This is a genomic window from Phenylobacterium sp. (assembly GCF_025351295.1).
Lineage (GTDB): Bacteria > Pseudomonadota > Alphaproteobacteria > Caulobacterales > Caulobacteraceae > Phenylobacterium.
Map to the genome: position 1 here is coordinate 1 of NZ_JANXWD010000059.1, position 15,342 is coordinate 15,342.

Genomic DNA, 15,342 nt, shown 5'->3' on the forward strand with positions numbered 1-15,342 from the left:
CCGACCGTGACCGGGCGCTTGAACCGCTCGCCGGTCTGGCCGTCATACAGGTACGACTGGCCCGACCGGTCGAGGCCCGCCTTCTCCAGCAGATCCTCGATGTCGTTGATGTGGGCGCCGTCGAACACCGGGGTGGCGTACGGAATGCCCTTCGACAGGTTCCGCGCGAGTTCGACGAGATCCTCGTCGCTCTCCGGCAGTTCCTCCTCAGGCCCGTAGATGCCACCCAGATAGTCGATCAGGGCCTTGCGCTGCCCGCCGTTCTGCCAGGATTCCAACAGTTCGGCGACCTGACGGCCCAGGCCTGCGGCGGCCCACCCCAGGTGGGTCTCGAAGATCTGGCCGACGTTCATCCGCGACGGCACGCCCAGCGGGTTCAGCACGATGTCCACGTGCTGGCCGCTTTCCAGGTACGGCATGTCCTCGATCGGCAGGATCTTGGAGATGACCCCCTTGTTGCCGTGACGGCCGGCCATCTTGTCCCCGGGCTGAAGCTTGCGCTTCACCGCCACGAACACCTTGACCATCTTCATCACGCCCGGCGGCAGTTCGTCGCCGCGCTGCAGCTTGTCGACCTTGTCCTCGAAGCGGCGATCCAGACGCTTGCGGGCCTCGTCGAACTGACGGCGCAGCGCCTCCAGCTCGGCCATGGCCTTCTCGTCGTCCAGGGCGATCTGCCACCACAGGCCAGGCGAGATCTCTTCCAGCTTGTCGGCGTTGATCTGGCCGCGGCCCAGGCCCTTGGGACCCGAGACGGCGACCTTGCCGACCAGCAGCTGGCGAAGACGCGAGGTCATGTTGCGGTTCAGGATCGCGAACTCGTCGTCGCGGTCCTTGCCCAGCCGGTCGATTTCCGCCCGTTCGATCGCCAGGGCGCGCTCGTCCTTGTCGACGCCGTGCCGGTTGAACACCCGGACCTCGACGATCGTCCCGGCGACGCCCGGGGGCAGGCGCAGGGAGGTGTCGCGGACGTCGGAGGCCTTCTCGCCGAAGATGGCGCGCAGCAGCTTCTCTTCCGGGGTCATCGGGCTTTCGCCCTTCGGCGTCACCTTGCCGACCAGGATGTCGCCCGGCAGGACCTCGGCGCCGATCGCCACGATGCCGGCTTCGTCGAGGTTGCGCAGCGCTTCCTCGCCGACGTTCGGGATATCGCGGGTGATCTCTTCCGGACCCAGCTTGGTGTCGCGGGCCATGACCTCGAACTCCTCGATGTGGATCGAGGTGAAGATGTCGTCGCGCACGATCCGCTCGGAGATCAGGATCGAATCTTCGAAGTTGTAGCCATTCCACGGCATGAAGGCGACGAGGGTGTTCCGGCCGAGGGCCAGCTCACCCAGTTCCGTCGACGGGCCGTCGGCGATGACGTCGCCGGCCACGATCCGGTCGCCCACCCGCACCAGCGGACGCTGGTTGATGCAGGTCGAGGTGTTGGAGCGCTGGAACTTCTGCAGGCGGTAGATATCGACGCCCGGCTTGGTGGGGTCGGTCTCTTCCGTCGCGCGGACCACGATCCGGGTGCCGTCGATCTGTTCGACGATGCCGGGGCGGCGCGCCACCACGACGGCGCCGGAGTCGACGGCCACGATGCTCTCCATGCCGGTGCCGACCAGGGGCGCATCCGACTGGATCAGCGGCACAGCCTGCTTCTGCATGTTCGAGCCCATCAGGGCGCGGTTGGCGTCATCGTTTTCCAGGAACGGAATGAGCGACGCCGCAACAGAAACGACCTGCTTCGGCGACACGTCCATCAGGTCGACGTCGGCGCGCGGCAGCAGGCCCGGTTCGCCGTTGATCCGGCCGGGGACCAGGTCGTCGACGATCACGCCGTGCAGGAGCTTGATGTTGGCCTGGGCGATGACGTGTTTCGCCTCTTCCATGGCCGACATGTAGACGACTTCCTCGGTCGTCTTGCCGTCCTTGATCCGCCGGTACGGGCTCTCGATGAAGCCGTACTTGTTCACCACCGCGTGGGTGGCGAGCGAGTTGATCAGGCCGATGTTCGGGCCTTCCGGCGTCTCGATCGGGCAGATCCGGCCGTAGTGGGTCGGGTGCACGTCGCGGACTTCGAAGCCCGCGCGTTCCCGCGTCAGGCCGCCCGGGCCAAGCGCCGAGAGACGGCGCTTGTGGGTGATTTCCGACAGCGGGTTGGTCTGGTCCATGAACTGCGACAGCTGCGACGAGCCGAAGAATTCGCGCACGGCCGCGGCCGCCGGCTTCGCATTGATCAGGTCGTGCGGCATGACCGTGTCGATATCGACGCTGGACATGCGTTCCTTTATGGCGCGCTCCATGCGGAGCAGGCCCACGCGGTACTGGTTCTCCAGCAGTTCGCCCACCGAACGCACCCGGCGGTTGCCGAGGTTGTCGATGTCGTCGATCTCGCCGCGGCCGTCACGCAGGCCGACCAGGGTCTTCAGCACCGCCAGCACGTCGTCCTTGCGCAGGATGCGCACGTCGTCGGGGCAGTCCAGTTCCAGGCGCATGTTCATCTTCACGCGGCCAACCGAGGAGAGATCGTAGCGCTCGCCGTCGAAGAACAGCGACTTGAACATCGCCTCGGCGGCTTCCACCGTCGGCGGCTCGCCCGGACGCATCACGCGATAGATGTCGAACAGCGCGTCCTCGCGGACGGTGTTCTTGTCCACACGCAGGGTGTTGCGCATGTAGGAGCCGACGGTGACGTCATCGATGTCCAGGACGTCGATGGTGTCGAAGCCCTGTTCTTCCAGGGCGGCCAGCAGCACCGGGTCCAGCTCGTCGCCGGCCTCGGCGTAGATCTCGCCGGTCTCGTGGTTGACCAGGTCGCGGGCCAGGTACTTGCCGGTCAGCGCCTCGGAGGCCAGCAGCAGGGTCTTGAGGCCGGCGTCGGCGAACTTCTTGGCGTTGCGCGCCGAGATCTTGGTGCCGGCCGGAGCGATTTCCTCGCCCGTATCGGCGTCGATCAGCGGGAACTCGGGCTTCACGCCGCGCCAGCGATCGCCCTTATAGGCGGTGGCCCAGCCGCCGGCGGCGCCCTTCTTCTCGATGCGCTTGGCGTACGAGATGGTGTCGTAGAACGTCGAGAGGATCTCCTCCCCGTCCATGCCCAGCGCCATCAGGAAGGTGGAGGCCGGCAGCTTGCGGCGGCGGTCGATACGGACGTAGACGATGTCCTTGGCGTCGAACTCGAAGTCCAGCCACGAGCCGCGGTAGGGGATCACGCGGGCGGCGAACAGCAGCTTGCCCGAGGCGTGGGTCTTGCCCTTGTCGTGATCGAAGAACACGCCGGGCGAGCGGTGCATCTGGGAGACGATGACCCGCTGGGTCCCGTTGACGATGAAGGTGCCCTTCTCCGTCATGAGCGGGATGTCGCCCATGTAGACGTCCTGCTCCTTGATATCCTTGACGGAGCGGGCGCCGGTTTCCTCGTCGGTCTCGAACACGATGAGGCGCAGCTTCACCTTCAGCGGCGCGGCATAGGTCATGTCGCGCTGAACGCATTCCTCGACGTCGTACTTCGGCTCCTCGAACTCGTAGGAGACGTACTCGAGCACGGCGCGCTCGTTGAAGTCCTTGATCGGGAAGACGGAACGGAAGACCGCCTCGACGCCCTCTTCCTTGCGGTCCGCGACGCGGGTTTCGCGCTGCAGGAACTGCTCATACGACGAGCGCTGAACCTCGATCAGGTTCGGCATCTGCACAGCTTCGGGGATGCGGCCGAACGACTTCCGGATCCGCTTCTTGCCGGTGAAGGATTGCGCCATTTTGATCCCTTGAGGGCGACGGGAGGGGGATTCCCGGCGCCGAGTGCTTCATCCTGCGCCCACCCTCGGAAACCCCCTTGCGGGAGCCGGGCGCCGGAATGCCCCCCGTCTCGTCGGGGGCGCCCCTTCGCATGGTCAGAGGGCTGACGACCATGCCTCGAGGCCTGCACGCGCGACGCCCGACGTCGCGTGAGCGCATACGAGCGCATCACGGGAATCCGGGGAATGTCGCGAAGGGAGCTCACATAGGACGATTGGGGCGCCTTGGGAAGACCCTTCAGCGGGAAAAACGCCAGGGTCTTCAGTCCCGGTCCCCGCGACCGGTCCCGCCGCCGCCGCGGGCCCGGTGTTTCGACCGATTGCGCCGGGCGAAGGCCGCGTCCAGTGTCGCGGCGGGTTGCGGGGGTGATCGATGGGTCGGATGGGCAGGGCGTGGCGTCGGACGCGCGGGCTGGCGGGCAAGCTTCGGCGGGCCCTGACCCCCTCCTCACCGGCCTGGACCGCCGCATCCTGGGCGCTGGTGGGGGTCTGGGGCGTCTGGCTGCTGGCCATGCTGCTGGTCGACCCCTTCCCCAGCTACATCCCCATCGTCCTGGCCGGCGAGGTGGGACCGTTCGTCTGGTTCGCCGGGGCCACGCTCGGGCTGATCCTCCTGGCCTGGGTGGTGGCGGCCCTGCCCGGCCGCTTCCGGGCGGCGCTGTTCCTGGCGCTGCCGCCCAGCGTCCTCCTGCTGATGTTCATCTGGGGCGAGGCCGGCGCGGGCATCGCGGCGGCTATCCTGCTCATCCTGGCGAGCCTGGCGGCCGGATCCGTCGCGGCGCTCCGTCGGCGCGACGCGACGCGGGGCGGCCGCATCTTCGCCGGCGTCGTGCTCGGCCTGACGCTGCTGCTGGCGGCGGCCTCGGTCACAGCCCTGGTCTGGCCGCCACGCGATGACGACAAGCGGCCAGTCCTGCACGTTGACGCCCGCGCCTCAACCCTCCCCGACCCGGGGCTGAACGGCCCCTACGCCGTCGAGACCTTCACCTACGGCAGCGGCTCGGACCCGCACCGGCCGGAGTATGCGGGCGGCGTACGGTTCCGGACCCGCGCGGTCGACGCCTCGAAGCTGGACCAGCGCTGGCAGGGGTTGGGCGGCTGGCTTAGGACGAAATACTGGGGCTTCGACCCCAAGGCCTTCCCGATTCAGGGCCGGGTCTGGGCGCCGAAGGGCCCGGGACCCTTCCCGCTCGTGCTGATCGTCCACGGCAACCATTCCATGGAGCGGTTCTCGGACGGCGGCTACGCCTACCTGGGCGAGCTCTTGGCCAGCCAGGGGTTCATCACGGTCTCCGTCGACGAGAACTTCATCAACAGCTCGGCCGCCGACGACGTCGACCTGCTGAAGACGCGCCACGGGGAGGAGAACGACGCCCGCGCCTGGCTACTGCTGCAGCACCTGGCCCAGTGGCGGGCCTGGAGCGACGATCCGGCCCATCCGATGCACGGCAAGGTCGATTTTGACCGGCTGGCGCTCGTGGGCCATTCCCGCGGCGGCGAGGCGGTGGCGACCGCGGCGGCCTTCAACCGGCTGGCGGCCTATCCGGACGACGCCACCCTGCCCTTCCGTTTCGGCTTCAACATCCGGGCCGTCGCCGCCATCGCCCCGGTCGATGGCCAATACAAGCCGCGCGATCGCCCGACGCCGCTGAAGGACGTCGACTACTTCGTGATCCACGGCAGCCTGGACGGCGACCTCACCTCGTTCATGGGCCAGGCGCAGTATGAGCGCGCCACGTTCTCGCCGGGCTTCGACGGCTTCAAGGCCAGCCTCTATGTGAAGGGCGCCAACCACGGCCAGTTCAACACCAGCTGGGGCCGCAACGACCTCGGCGCGCCGCACGACTTCCTGCTCGACGAGCGACCGATTCTGCCGCCCGAGGCCCAGCGGCAGGTGATGAAGGTCTATCTCTCCGCGTTCCTGCGGGCCGCGCTCAACGGCCAGGACGGCTACCGCGCCCTGCTGGCCGATCCGCGCGCTGGCGCCCGCTGGCTGCCGCCGGTGGTGCTGGTCGGCAACTATGCCGACAGCCGCACGACGCCCCTGGCGACCTTCGATGAGGACCTGGACCCCGCAACCGGCGCGGACGCCACCATCAGGCTCATCGGCCACAACCTCTCCGTCCATCGCGAGACGTACGGCAAGCTCAAGTTCCACGACCTCGATACGCAGATCGCCATCGTGGCCTGGGACGAGCGGGTCCACCGCGCCGGGGCTGCCTACGGCCTGGAGTTCACCACCCCGCGCGCGCTGGCGGCCGGGTCGTCGGTCGTGTTCGCCGCCGCGGACGCCGACACCAGCACCCTGCCGGAAGGTTTCAAGCCGCCGAAGGAGAAGAAGGACAAAGCCAAGCCGAAATCCGCGGACGGCCTCGACTGGACCGTGGTCCTCACGGACGCCGGCGGCCGGGAAGCGCGGGTTCCGCTCTCCAGCGACGAGCGGCTCTACCCCAGGATCGTCGGCCGCACCCGCCGCGCGCCCTGGATCGACTTCGACCCGGCCTCCGAGCTGGTGCTGCGCCGCTTCCGTCTTCCTGTCGCCGCCTTCGCCCGGGCCAATCCGCAGCTGGACCTGTCGCAGGTGCGCAGCCTCCGCTTCGACTTCGACCGCAGCCCGCGCGGCGCCGTGGCCCTGGACGACATCGGCATCGCGCCGGGGCCGTGAGGCCTACTCGGCCGCCACGATCGTCGGCGCCGTTCGGCCGGGCCGCCAGGCCACCGCGGCGTAGCGCGCCCGATACTCCGGGTGCTCGGTGCCCATCCAGCGGTCCCACCAGGTGAACCAGGCCGCGTAGTTGTAGCCCGCCTGGGCGTGGTGCAGGTCGTGATGGGTGGTGGTCGCGATCCAGTCCAGCCACGGCCGCCCGTCCGCCCGCGCCGGCATCAGCTCATAGCCGCAGTGCTGCAGGGTGTTGCGGCCGATCTGGTGCAGCATGAACAGGCCGGTAACGCCCCAGGGCGTCGGGAAGATCATCGGCCAGATCGCCACGAACGCCACCATCAGCATCGCCTCTCCCAGGTCGAAGCTGTAGGCTGTGAACGGCGAAGGGTTGTGGCTGCGATGATGGCGCAGGTGCACGCGGCGGAACAGGCGCGGGTCGTGCATCAACCGGTGCGTCCAGTAGAAATAGGCATCGTGGGCGACCACCATGATCGCCAGCGCCGCCCAGAACCAGACCGGCCCCCAGCCCTCGGCGAGGCCTGCCAGTGGATAGGCGCCCGCACGAGCCATGAAGGTGATCCCCACGCCGACGGTAGAGAAGACCGCGATCGAGCGAACCGAATACAGGAACTCGGTGATCAACTGTCGCCGCTCCGGCGTGGCCTCCCGGATCTTGCGGGCCGCCAGGGCGCCGCGAAGCGCCACCCATAGCACCAGCCAGACCGCCACCGCGAAGATGACATAGCGGCGCATATCGACGGTGATGTTGCGCAGCCAGATGTCGGTGACATCGGCCAGGAATATATGCATCGGAACCTCCTATGATCTGTCGCGATCAGGAGGCCCCAGGCGCCGTCCAGGCGTCTCACCGGGGTCCGAAAACCCTCGCCGATTTTGAAATCAGATCGCTTCCGGCAATTCCGGCAAGGTCTGCAGGGCTTGCTGGCGCCACGCCGTGGGGGTGGTGTCCGTCGCTTCACGGAACGCGCGATTGAACGGCCCCAGCGACCCGTAGCCAAGGTCGAAAGCGATGGCCGCCACGGTGGTGCGCGCCTCGCGCGGATCCGCCAGCCGCTGCTTGGCCGCCTCGATCCGAAAACCGTTGAGGAAGTCGGCGAAGTTTCGATGGTCGAGGCGCTGGTTGATCAGGCGCCGCAGACGATGTTCGGGCTCGCCCAGTTCCGTGGCGAGGGCGCCGATGGTCAGGCCCTCGCGGCGCCAGCCGCCCGCGGCCATCAGTTCGTTCAGCTTGCCCAACATCAGCCGTTCAGCGGACTCGGCGCGCGCGTCAGAGCCTTGCCCCGTGCGCCGCGGCGCACCGAACACGACCTGCCGCGCCTGCAGGAACACCGCGGCGCTGGCCAGCATCAGCACCGCGAAAACGGACACGCCATAGACCTCCCCGATCGACCACTGAAGCCAAGCGTCATCCCGATACAGTTTGAAGGCGAACGCGATCGCCACGTTCAGGATCGCGAATAGCGCCGACATGCCGAGCACCAGCGCCCGCAACCGCCGGCGCGTCTCCATGAGGTCGCCGGTCCAGCCCCGCACCACGACGATCCCGGCGTGAACCGCCAATGCGCCGCTGAACAGGTTCCGCGCGGCCCACAGCCAGTCCTGCCCCATGGGCGACAGGAACAGCCAGACCGGCCCGCTGCAGAACAGCACCGCCGCCGGCGCCCAGCTCCAGGCGGAGACCGGCCGGTCGTCGAAGACCGTCATCACGAACAGCCAGAACATGCCGGCGACGGCGAGCGCCGGCATGTTGAGCGGGCCCCACCGGCCGAACACGCTCCAGAGCGTGTTCGACTCCGCGACCAGCCAGCAGGCGATGCAGACGCTGGTGAGCCCCGACACCAGCCGCACCGGCCGGCTGAGGCCGCCGCCCGCCAGGCCAAGACCCAGCACCGCGGCGGCGCCCACGGCGATGCCGCGCACGAACATGTCGATCAGGGTGAGGGAGTCCGCCACGCTCGAAACCTAACACGACCCCGCGCCGGCCCAAGTGAAGCTGTGGTCATGAAAAGGGCCGGGATCGCTCCCGGCCCTTCGATAGTCTGAAGCGGATGACTCCGCCGAAGCGGTCCTACTTGATGATGACCGAGGCGCCGGCGGCTTCCAGCTTGTTCTTGACCTCTTCGGCTTCCTGCTTGGAGACGTTTTCCTTCACGTTCTGCGGGGCGCCTTCGACCAGGTCCTTGGCTTCCTTCAGGCCGAGGTCCGGGCGGACCGAGCGGACTTCCTTGATCACGTTGATCTTCTTGTCGCCACCGCCGGTCAGGATGACGGTGAACTCGGTTTGCTCTTCGACGGCTTCGGCCGGTGCGGCAGCGGCGCCGGCCGGTGCGGCGGCGGCGGCCGGCGCGGCGGCGGAGACGCCCCACTTTTCTTCCAGCAGCTTGGAGAGCTCGGAAGCTTCCAGGACGGTCAGGGCGGACAGGTCGTCCACCAGCTTTTCGAGATTGGCCATTCGGTTAGGTCCTTAAATGAGAGAGGTTTTGTCGGGAAGTGACGATCAGGCGGCGTCTTTGGCGGCGTATGCCGCCATGACACGCGCCAGCTGAGCCCCGGGGGCTTGCAGGACGCCGGCGATCTTGGTCGCCGGGGCTTGCAGCAGTCCGATGAGCTTGGCGCGGAGCTGGTCGAGCGACGGCAGGGCGGCGAGCGCCGTCACCGATTGCTTGTCCAGCACCTGTTGACCCATGAAGCCGCCAATGACGGTGAACTTGTCATTGTCCTTGGCGTACTGGGTCGCGACCTTGGCGGCGGAGACGGGGTCCGGGGCGAAGGCGATGGCGACCGGGCCGGTGAAGAGGGCGTCGCCCTCCGCGCCGATCGAGCCGTTCAAAGCCTTCGTGGCCAGGGTGTTCTTCACCACCTGCAGCTGGGCGCCTTCATTGCGAAGACGGCCCCGCAGATCGGTCATTTCCGCAACGGTCAGACCCATGTAGTGGGTCACGACCACGGCGCCGGCGCCACTGAACACGCCTTTCAGCGCTTCGATGGCATCCTGCTTTTGAGCGCGGTCCATTGCGGTCTCCATACTCAGGTTCGACGGCCGCAAGAGGCGGTCGCCGTCAGCACCTGTCCTGTTGTCGGAGAAGCCGCGGCCTCGCGCCCTCCTGAGTTGCGGAGGAACGACGTGCCGTCATCTTCCCGTCTCCCTATGGCCGAGGACGGGCTCGTCCTCGCGTTCCGGCTGCCGGTGACCCCGACGGCTCCACAGTTCTTGGACAGGATGGACAAGCCCGAAGGCCCATCCGTCCTCGCGTCTCCCCTTTGGGATCGGCGAAGCGGCGGCGTTTACACGAAGGTAGTCAGAAACTCAACTGCCGCGAAACGGCGCCAAGACCGAAATGTAGGTAGTGGGTCAGTTTGAAATCATGCGGCCTTGACCTTTTTGCGGTAGGTCGCGGGCCGCACCGGCTTGGCGTCCTGCGCCTCCACGATGCTCACCAGATCGGCCATCTCCCACAGGCGGTCGGTCACGCCAGCCGCCATCGCCGGGGTCATCCGCAGCGTCTTATGGATGCGCACGAAGTTGTAGTAGGCGAAGTGAAGCGCGATGGCGTTCACGTGCGCCTCGACCTTCTTTGAGAAGCCGTTCGTCAGGCGGGTGAAGCGGCGCATGTGCATCCGCATCGTCAGGTTCTGGCGTTCCACAAACGAGGTGTTGATCTGGGTCACGTCCGGATCGCCTATAACGACGCTTGGCGTGGCAGACAGGAGCTTAGGCGGGCTGTACCGGCGCTGACCCTCTGGCGCAGGACCGTACGTCTTCACGAGTTGCCCGTAGTCCACGTCGTTGTCGAAGACGCGGAAAGCGGCGTTGGCGTAAGAGCGCAGGCCATCGGATGTAAGCTGGAACCGCCCGGTGACCCGGCTCCGAACGTCGCTCAGGAACTCATAGGCGTAGCCGGCGTCACGGCCGCCGACGAGGACAGAGAACACCAGCTTGGTGTCGGCGTCGATGGCCGTCCAAGTCCACGTATCGCCCGCGCCTTCCGTGGCAGCCTTGGCGCTCTCGACGTTCCGCGCCTTGGCGTAGGTGAAGCTCCAAATCTCGTCCACCTGCACGCTCTTGCAGGTCAGGTTGCGGAACACGCGGTCCTGGTAGGCGCCCAGGGCGGCCCCGGCGTCGTTGAGCAGCTTCGCCACCGTGTTCTTGGAGGCGCCGGTGATGCGCGTGATGGCGCGGATCGACATGCCCTCGCAGAGCAGGTGCAGGATTTGAGCCCGTTGCGCTTGTGAGAGCTTGTTCATGACGCCAACATAACGCTTGATGCATATCGGTCAAGCATAAAAGTCAGTTAGAAGGTGAATCAGTTCAAGCCTTTGTCCGTACTCGGAAAAGGCGTTGACGATCAGCGTTTCTGTGCTATTTTGCGATGGCACCCAGACCGGGATTCGGACCCGGAACCTCCACCTTAGCAAGGTGGTGCTCTGTCCTGCTTGAGCTACCTGGGTACATCGGACGGAGCGCCAGGCCTGACGTCGGGGGCGGCTACCCCCGGCGCCAAGGGCCGGCGTTCAGTCACTGCTTACGGGCCGATCTACCACGGCGGGTCCCCCTTCCAGTCGAAATGTAGAGCAACCGGTAGTCCCCTCGAGGGGCTACCGGCCTGCATCCTATACGCCCCGAATCCACACTTCGCAACCGCTTGCGTTTGCGTTCGTACATGATGCGCAAACGCCCAAAACGCCGGGATTGATGTTTGTAACGCCCTCCGTTACAAACGCGCTCATCATCGGAACATGGATAGCCGACCATGGACGACTTCGAGACCTTCACACGCGACAGGATCGCGCGCCTCCGCTCCGAGGCGGACGCTCTTGAGAAGACCCTCAAGGAGTATACGAGCGCCAAGGCGCGAATTTCCGGCGCGTCTCGTCGTTCGGGAAGCGACAACCCGCGCGGCGGGGCCTTCGGCGCCATCATGGATGCTATCCGGGCGGCGGGCATTGATGGCCTAACCCTGGATCAAATGATCGACGTGGCGGCCGACGAAGGCTTTGAGGTGAAGCGCAACACGCTTCGCTCGCAGATCTGGACCGCCAAGAACGACGGCGACTTGGAGCAGGTCAAGACCGGCGTGTACCGGATCGCAGGCGCAGCCGAACTAACTTCCGGCCGCATTGAGTTCAGCCGCGATCTGGACGACGAGATGCCTCCCCGGCGACCTGCGCGCGAGGAGTTCACGCCCTTAGCGGAGGGGCCGGCGCCGGACAGGGGTTTTTCGTCCGGCCCGCTCCGGGCCGCCCCGCGCGAGGAGTTCTCGCACGACCTCGACGACGAAATCCCGTTCTAGTCGGGCGCCCAGCGTTTAGCGGCGGCTTTCCGGGCGATCTCTGATCGCTGCTCAGGCGTCAGCTTCGCCGCCCTTGCCGCCCCGCCCTTGAGGCCGCCACGCTGGCCTAGCTCAGCCATCTGCGACGGCTTCGATGGCGCCGGGTCGCGCGGCGCGTCACCCGTCACCATATCGGCGATGCGGCGGGCCAACTCGTTCGTGTCTTTCGGGCGCGAGGGTCGCTTCGTCATGGCGCCAACATAGCGGCGACTGCGAGGCGGCGCATCTGCTGGTCAATCGCGACTATTTTCAAACTGACCCACTACCGAAATGTAGTGGCGAACGAAACGGGAATTCGGCACAATCTCCCCATGACCAACCGTTTCGCCATCACCCTGACCGACGAGCAGAAGGCCCGGCTCGAACAGATCGCCGAGGCGCGGGAAGAGACGGTCGTGGCGATGGTGCAGGAAGCCGTCACCGAATACCTCGACTACGACGCTGAGTTCCGCCAGGCGGTCCAGGAGGGCCTTGACGACGTGGCCGCAGGCCGCGTCCACGACTGGGAGGACGTCAAGGCAGAACTTCGAACGAAGTACGGCGACCTCGACGATTGATCGTTCAGCTGGCGACCAAGGCTAAAGGCCGAACTCGGCTCCGCGATCGCTTTCGTACAGCGTGACAGCACGCGTGCCGCGGGGACGCTGCGATCCCGCGTCGAGGACGCAATCGGCAGCCTTGCACAACTTCCCAACCGAGGTCGGCCAGGCCGTGTGGCCGGCACCCGCGAACTGCTGGTCCGCGGCACACCCTACATCCTGGTCTATTCGGTCTTGGCCGATCGGGTTATGGTCCTCAGCATGCGACATACGAGCCAGGGCCAGCCGGGCTAGCGCCCTCGCAACCGTAAGCCTCACGCCCGCTCGAACACCGCCGCGATGCCCTGGCCGCCGCCGATGCACATGGTCTCCAGGCCGTACTTACCGTCGCGGCGCTGGAGTTCGCGCAGCAGGTTGGCCAGGATGCGGCCGCCGGTGGCGCCGATCGGGTGGCCCAGCGAGATGCCCGAGCCGTTGACGTTCAGCCGGTCGCGCTCGTCCCAGCCCCAGCCGCGCAGCACGGCCAGCACCTGCGGCGCGAAGGCCTCGTTCAGCTCGACTAGGTCGATGTCGTCCCAGCCCAGGCCGGTGCGGGCGAACAGCCGCTCCACCGCCGGCACCGGGCCGATGCCCATGCGCGACGGCTCGCAGCCCGCCGCCGCCCAGCTGACGAACCAGCCCATCGGGTCCAGGTTCAGCTCGGCCAGCTTGTCCTCCGAGACCACCAGGCAGGCGGCGGCGGCGTCGTTCTGCTGGCTGGCGTTGCCGGCGGTGACCACCCCGTCCTTCTCGATCGCGCGGAGCTTGCCGAGGCTTTCGGCCGTCGCATCGGCGCGGACCCCCTCGTCCCGGTCGAAGATGATCGGGTCGCCTTTCTTCTGCGGCACGCTGACCTTCACCAGCTCGTCGTCGAACTTCCCGGCGGCCCAGGCAGCCGTGGCGCGCTGGTGGCTCATGGCGGCGTATTCGTCGCATTCCTCGCGGCTGATCTGGTAGTCGCGGGCCAAGTTATCGGCGGTCTCGATCATGCCGGAGATCACCCCGAACCGGCCGACCGGCTGGCTCATCACCCGGCCGCGCTGCAGCCGGTCGTGCAGGGTCACCGAGCCCATGCGCGCCCCGCCCCGCATGTCGGTGGTGTAGTATTCGACATTGCTCATGCTCTCGACGCCGCCGGCGATCACCACGTCGGCCACGCCGGTCTGCACCATCATCGCCGCGTCGATCACCGCCTGCAGGCCCGAGCCGCAGCGGCGGTCCAGCTGGTAGCCCGGCACGGCGATCGGCAGTCCGGCCGCCATGGCTGACCAGCGGGCGATGCAGGGCGCCTCGCCGTTGCCGTAGCCCTGGGCGAAGACCACGTCGTCGATCTTCTCCGGATCGATCCCGGTGCGCTCGACCAGCGCCTTCAGCACCACAGCGCCCAGGTCCCCGGCGGTCATGCTGGCGAGGCTGCCCTGGAATTTGCCGACGGCGGTGCGGATGGGCGAGACGATGGCGGCGCGTTTCAAGTGGGTGTCCTCCGGGTGGTTGCAGGGTCCCTGAAGCCGCGGCCTGCCCGCGTCAAGAGCTTCAGCCGGTCCAGGCGGCCGGCCGCTTCTCCATCCAGGCCTTCACACCCTCCTTGTAGTCGGGCTCGCGGGACATCTCGACCAGCAGGGCCTCGGCGGCGCGCACCGAGCCCGCGGCGTCGCGGTGCAGGTCGCGATAGACTTGCCGCTTGGTCTCCCGCGCCGAGCCGGGCGCGACGCTGGCCGCCAGGGTTCGCGCATAGGCCAGCACCTCGTCCATCAGCCGCTCGGCCGGGACGATGCGGTTGAGGAACCCCATGGCCAGCGCCTCCTCCGCCGTGAACACGCGGCTGGACAGCAGGATGTCGTTGGCATGGGTCAGGCCGACGATCCGCGGCAGCACCCACGACAGGCCGAACTCCGCCGGGAAGTTGAACCGCCCATGCGCCGCCGTGAACTTGGCGCCCGGAACACAGAACCGCAGGTCCGCGAAGGCCGACAGCACCAGCCCGACGCCCGCGGCCGCCCCATTGATCGCCGCGATGATCGGCTTGCCCACCCCGAAGTGGTAGGCGAACGACGCGTCGAAGGCCGGGTCCACGCCATATCCCGGCTCGGCGATGTCCTCCGGCGTGCCGGCGTCGTACTGCCCTCTGGCCGAGTGACCCTCCAGCGCCTGCAGGTCGGCCCCGGCGCAGAACGCCTGGCCCTTCGGATCGCCGGTGACCACGATCACCCGCACCGCCGGATCGCGATCCGCCTCGCGCAGGATCCAGCGGTATTCCGTATGCATCCGCCCGGTCCAGGCGTTGCGCCGCTTCGGGCGGGCCAGGGTGACAACGGCGATGCCGCCGGTCAGGTCGTAGCGGGTGGCCTTGAGGTCCATGGGTCCAAATAGAACCCACCCTGCCCGCTCACGCTATGACGAACCGCAGGATCGCGCCGTTCCAGCGCTCGTCATCGACCCACTGCTCGTCGACCTCGCCTGCCGCCATCGCGGCCGCGACGCGGCGCCAGAAGGCCAGGGCGCCGATGTTGGCCTTGACCACGGCGATCTCCCACTGGCCCCGGCGCGCGGAGATCAGCTGGCGGGCCGCCGCGAAGCCGACCCCGCCGCGCCGGTGTTTCCGCACGACGAAGAACTCGGCCACGTCGTGATCCGCCGGTTCCCCGGAATGGCTCGACGCGCTCAGCAGGGCGAAGCCGGCCAGGTGGCCGTTCACCCGGATGAACCAGGCCGACCGCCCCGGCTCGACCCAATATCGTTCAAGCCCAGGATAGTCTTCGAACCGCCCGTCCTCCTCCAGCTCGCCGCGATCCAGCCCGGCCCAGTGCTCCGAGAAGTCGTGGACATAGAGCTGGAACATCGCGTCCATCGACGGGCGGCGCTCGTCGACGCAGGGCTCAAGGGTGACGGTCGGCATAGCCGGCAGAACTCCGGCGAGACTGCCGAAACGTCAAGCCATGTAGGCTATCTGCGTCACGGTGGAGGCCTTT

General features: G+C 67.4%; 12 protein-coding genes, 1 tRNA gene and 1 pseudogene. 4 read left to right on the forward strand and 10 right to left on the reverse strand.

Going from position 1 to position 15,342, the window contains the following annotated elements:
- Window positions 1-3,743 (reverse strand): DNA-directed RNA polymerase subunit beta (rpoB, locus tag Q0R13_RS09005; RefSeq protein WP_293902681.1); only part of this gene is annotated, 3,743 nt, incomplete at its 3' end.
- A gap of 421 nt (window positions 3,744-4,164) precedes the next feature.
- Between rpoB and Q0R13_RS09010 the strand changes: the two genes are divergently transcribed.
- Window positions 4,165-6,447: a hypothetical protein gene (locus tag Q0R13_RS09010; RefSeq protein ID WP_293902684.1), complete on the forward strand. Its 2,283-nt coding sequence runs from the start codon at window positions 4,165-4,167 to the stop codon at window positions 6,445-6,447.
- A gap of 3 nt (window positions 6,448-6,450) precedes the next feature.
- Here Q0R13_RS09010 and Q0R13_RS09015 read toward each other — a convergent pair whose 3' ends face one another.
- The 6 genes from Q0R13_RS09015 to Q0R13_RS09040 all read right to left on the reverse strand — a co-directional run bounded on the left by Q0R13_RS09015 (window position 6,451) and on the right by Q0R13_RS09040 (window position 10,914).
- Window positions 6,451-7,254 carry a sterol desaturase family protein gene (locus tag Q0R13_RS09015; protein WP_293902687.1) on the reverse strand — a complete coding sequence of 268 codons (804 nt, stop codon included), beginning with the start codon at window positions 7,252-7,254 and terminating at the stop codon, window positions 6,451-6,453.
- 90 nt (window positions 7,255-7,344) lie between these two features.
- Window positions 7,345-8,385, reverse strand: coding sequence for a helix-turn-helix domain-containing protein (locus Q0R13_RS09020; RefSeq protein WP_293902690.1), 1,041 nt, complete (start codon window positions 8,383-8,385; stop codon window positions 7,345-7,347).
- Between the two features lie 148 nt (window positions 8,386-8,533).
- A complete protein-coding gene (rplL, locus tag Q0R13_RS09025) occupies window positions 8,534-8,917 on the reverse strand; it encodes a 50S ribosomal protein L7/L12 (protein WP_293902692.1) in 384 nt (127 codons plus the stop codon).
- 45 nt (window positions 8,918-8,962) lie between these two features.
- Window positions 8,963-9,478 carry a 50S ribosomal protein L10 gene (gene rplJ, locus Q0R13_RS09030; RefSeq protein ID WP_293902694.1) on the reverse strand — a complete coding sequence of 172 codons (516 nt, stop codon included), beginning with the start codon at window positions 9,476-9,478 and terminating at the stop codon, window positions 8,963-8,965.
- Between the two features lie 350 nt (window positions 9,479-9,828).
- Window positions 9,829-10,710 (reverse strand): IS1 family transposase, encoded by an 882-nt coding sequence (locus Q0R13_RS09035; protein ID WP_293902696.1) that lies wholly within the window; start codon window positions 10,708-10,710, stop codon window positions 9,829-9,831.
- Between the two features lie 126 nt (window positions 10,711-10,836).
- Window positions 10,837-10,914 (reverse strand) — tRNA-Ser (locus tag Q0R13_RS09040).
- Between the two features lie 302 nt (window positions 10,915-11,216).
- On the opposite strand from Q0R13_RS09040, the gene Q0R13_RS09045 reads away from it, so the two are divergent.
- The 3 genes and pseudogenes from Q0R13_RS09045 to Q0R13_RS09055 all read left to right on the forward strand — a co-directional run.
- A complete protein-coding gene (locus Q0R13_RS09045) occupies window positions 11,217-11,756 on the forward strand; it encodes a hypothetical protein (RefSeq protein ID WP_293902699.1) in 540 nt (179 codons plus the stop codon).
- Window positions 11,757-12,106: 350 nt separating this feature from the next.
- Window positions 12,107-12,352 carry a hypothetical protein gene (locus tag Q0R13_RS09050; RefSeq protein ID WP_293902702.1) on the forward strand — a complete coding sequence of 82 codons (246 nt, stop codon included), beginning with the start codon at window positions 12,107-12,109 and terminating at the stop codon, window positions 12,350-12,352.
- Between the two features lie 18 nt (window positions 12,353-12,370).
- Window positions 12,371-12,628 (forward strand): annotated as a pseudogene (locus tag Q0R13_RS09055) (type II toxin-antitoxin system RelE/ParE family toxin); the annotation flags it as partial.
- Between the two features lie 20 nt (window positions 12,629-12,648).
- Here Q0R13_RS09055 and Q0R13_RS09060 read toward each other — a convergent pair.
- From Q0R13_RS09060 to Q0R13_RS09070, 3 genes are all read right to left on the reverse strand, one after another.
- On the reverse strand, window positions 12,649-13,845 hold the full coding sequence (locus tag Q0R13_RS09060) for an acetyl-CoA C-acetyltransferase (RefSeq protein ID WP_293902704.1): 1,197 nt from the start codon (window positions 13,843-13,845) through the stop codon (window positions 12,649-12,651).
- 61 nt (window positions 13,846-13,906) lie between these two features.
- A complete protein-coding gene (locus Q0R13_RS09065) occupies window positions 13,907-14,731 on the reverse strand; it encodes an enoyl-CoA hydratase-related protein (RefSeq protein WP_293902706.1) in 825 nt (274 codons plus the stop codon).
- A gap of 28 nt (window positions 14,732-14,759) precedes the next feature.
- Window positions 14,760-15,269, reverse strand: a complete 510-nt coding sequence (locus Q0R13_RS09070) for a GNAT family N-acetyltransferase (protein ID WP_293902709.1) — start codon at window positions 15,267-15,269, stop codon at window positions 14,760-14,762.
- Window positions 15,270-15,342 lie beyond the last annotated feature (73 nt).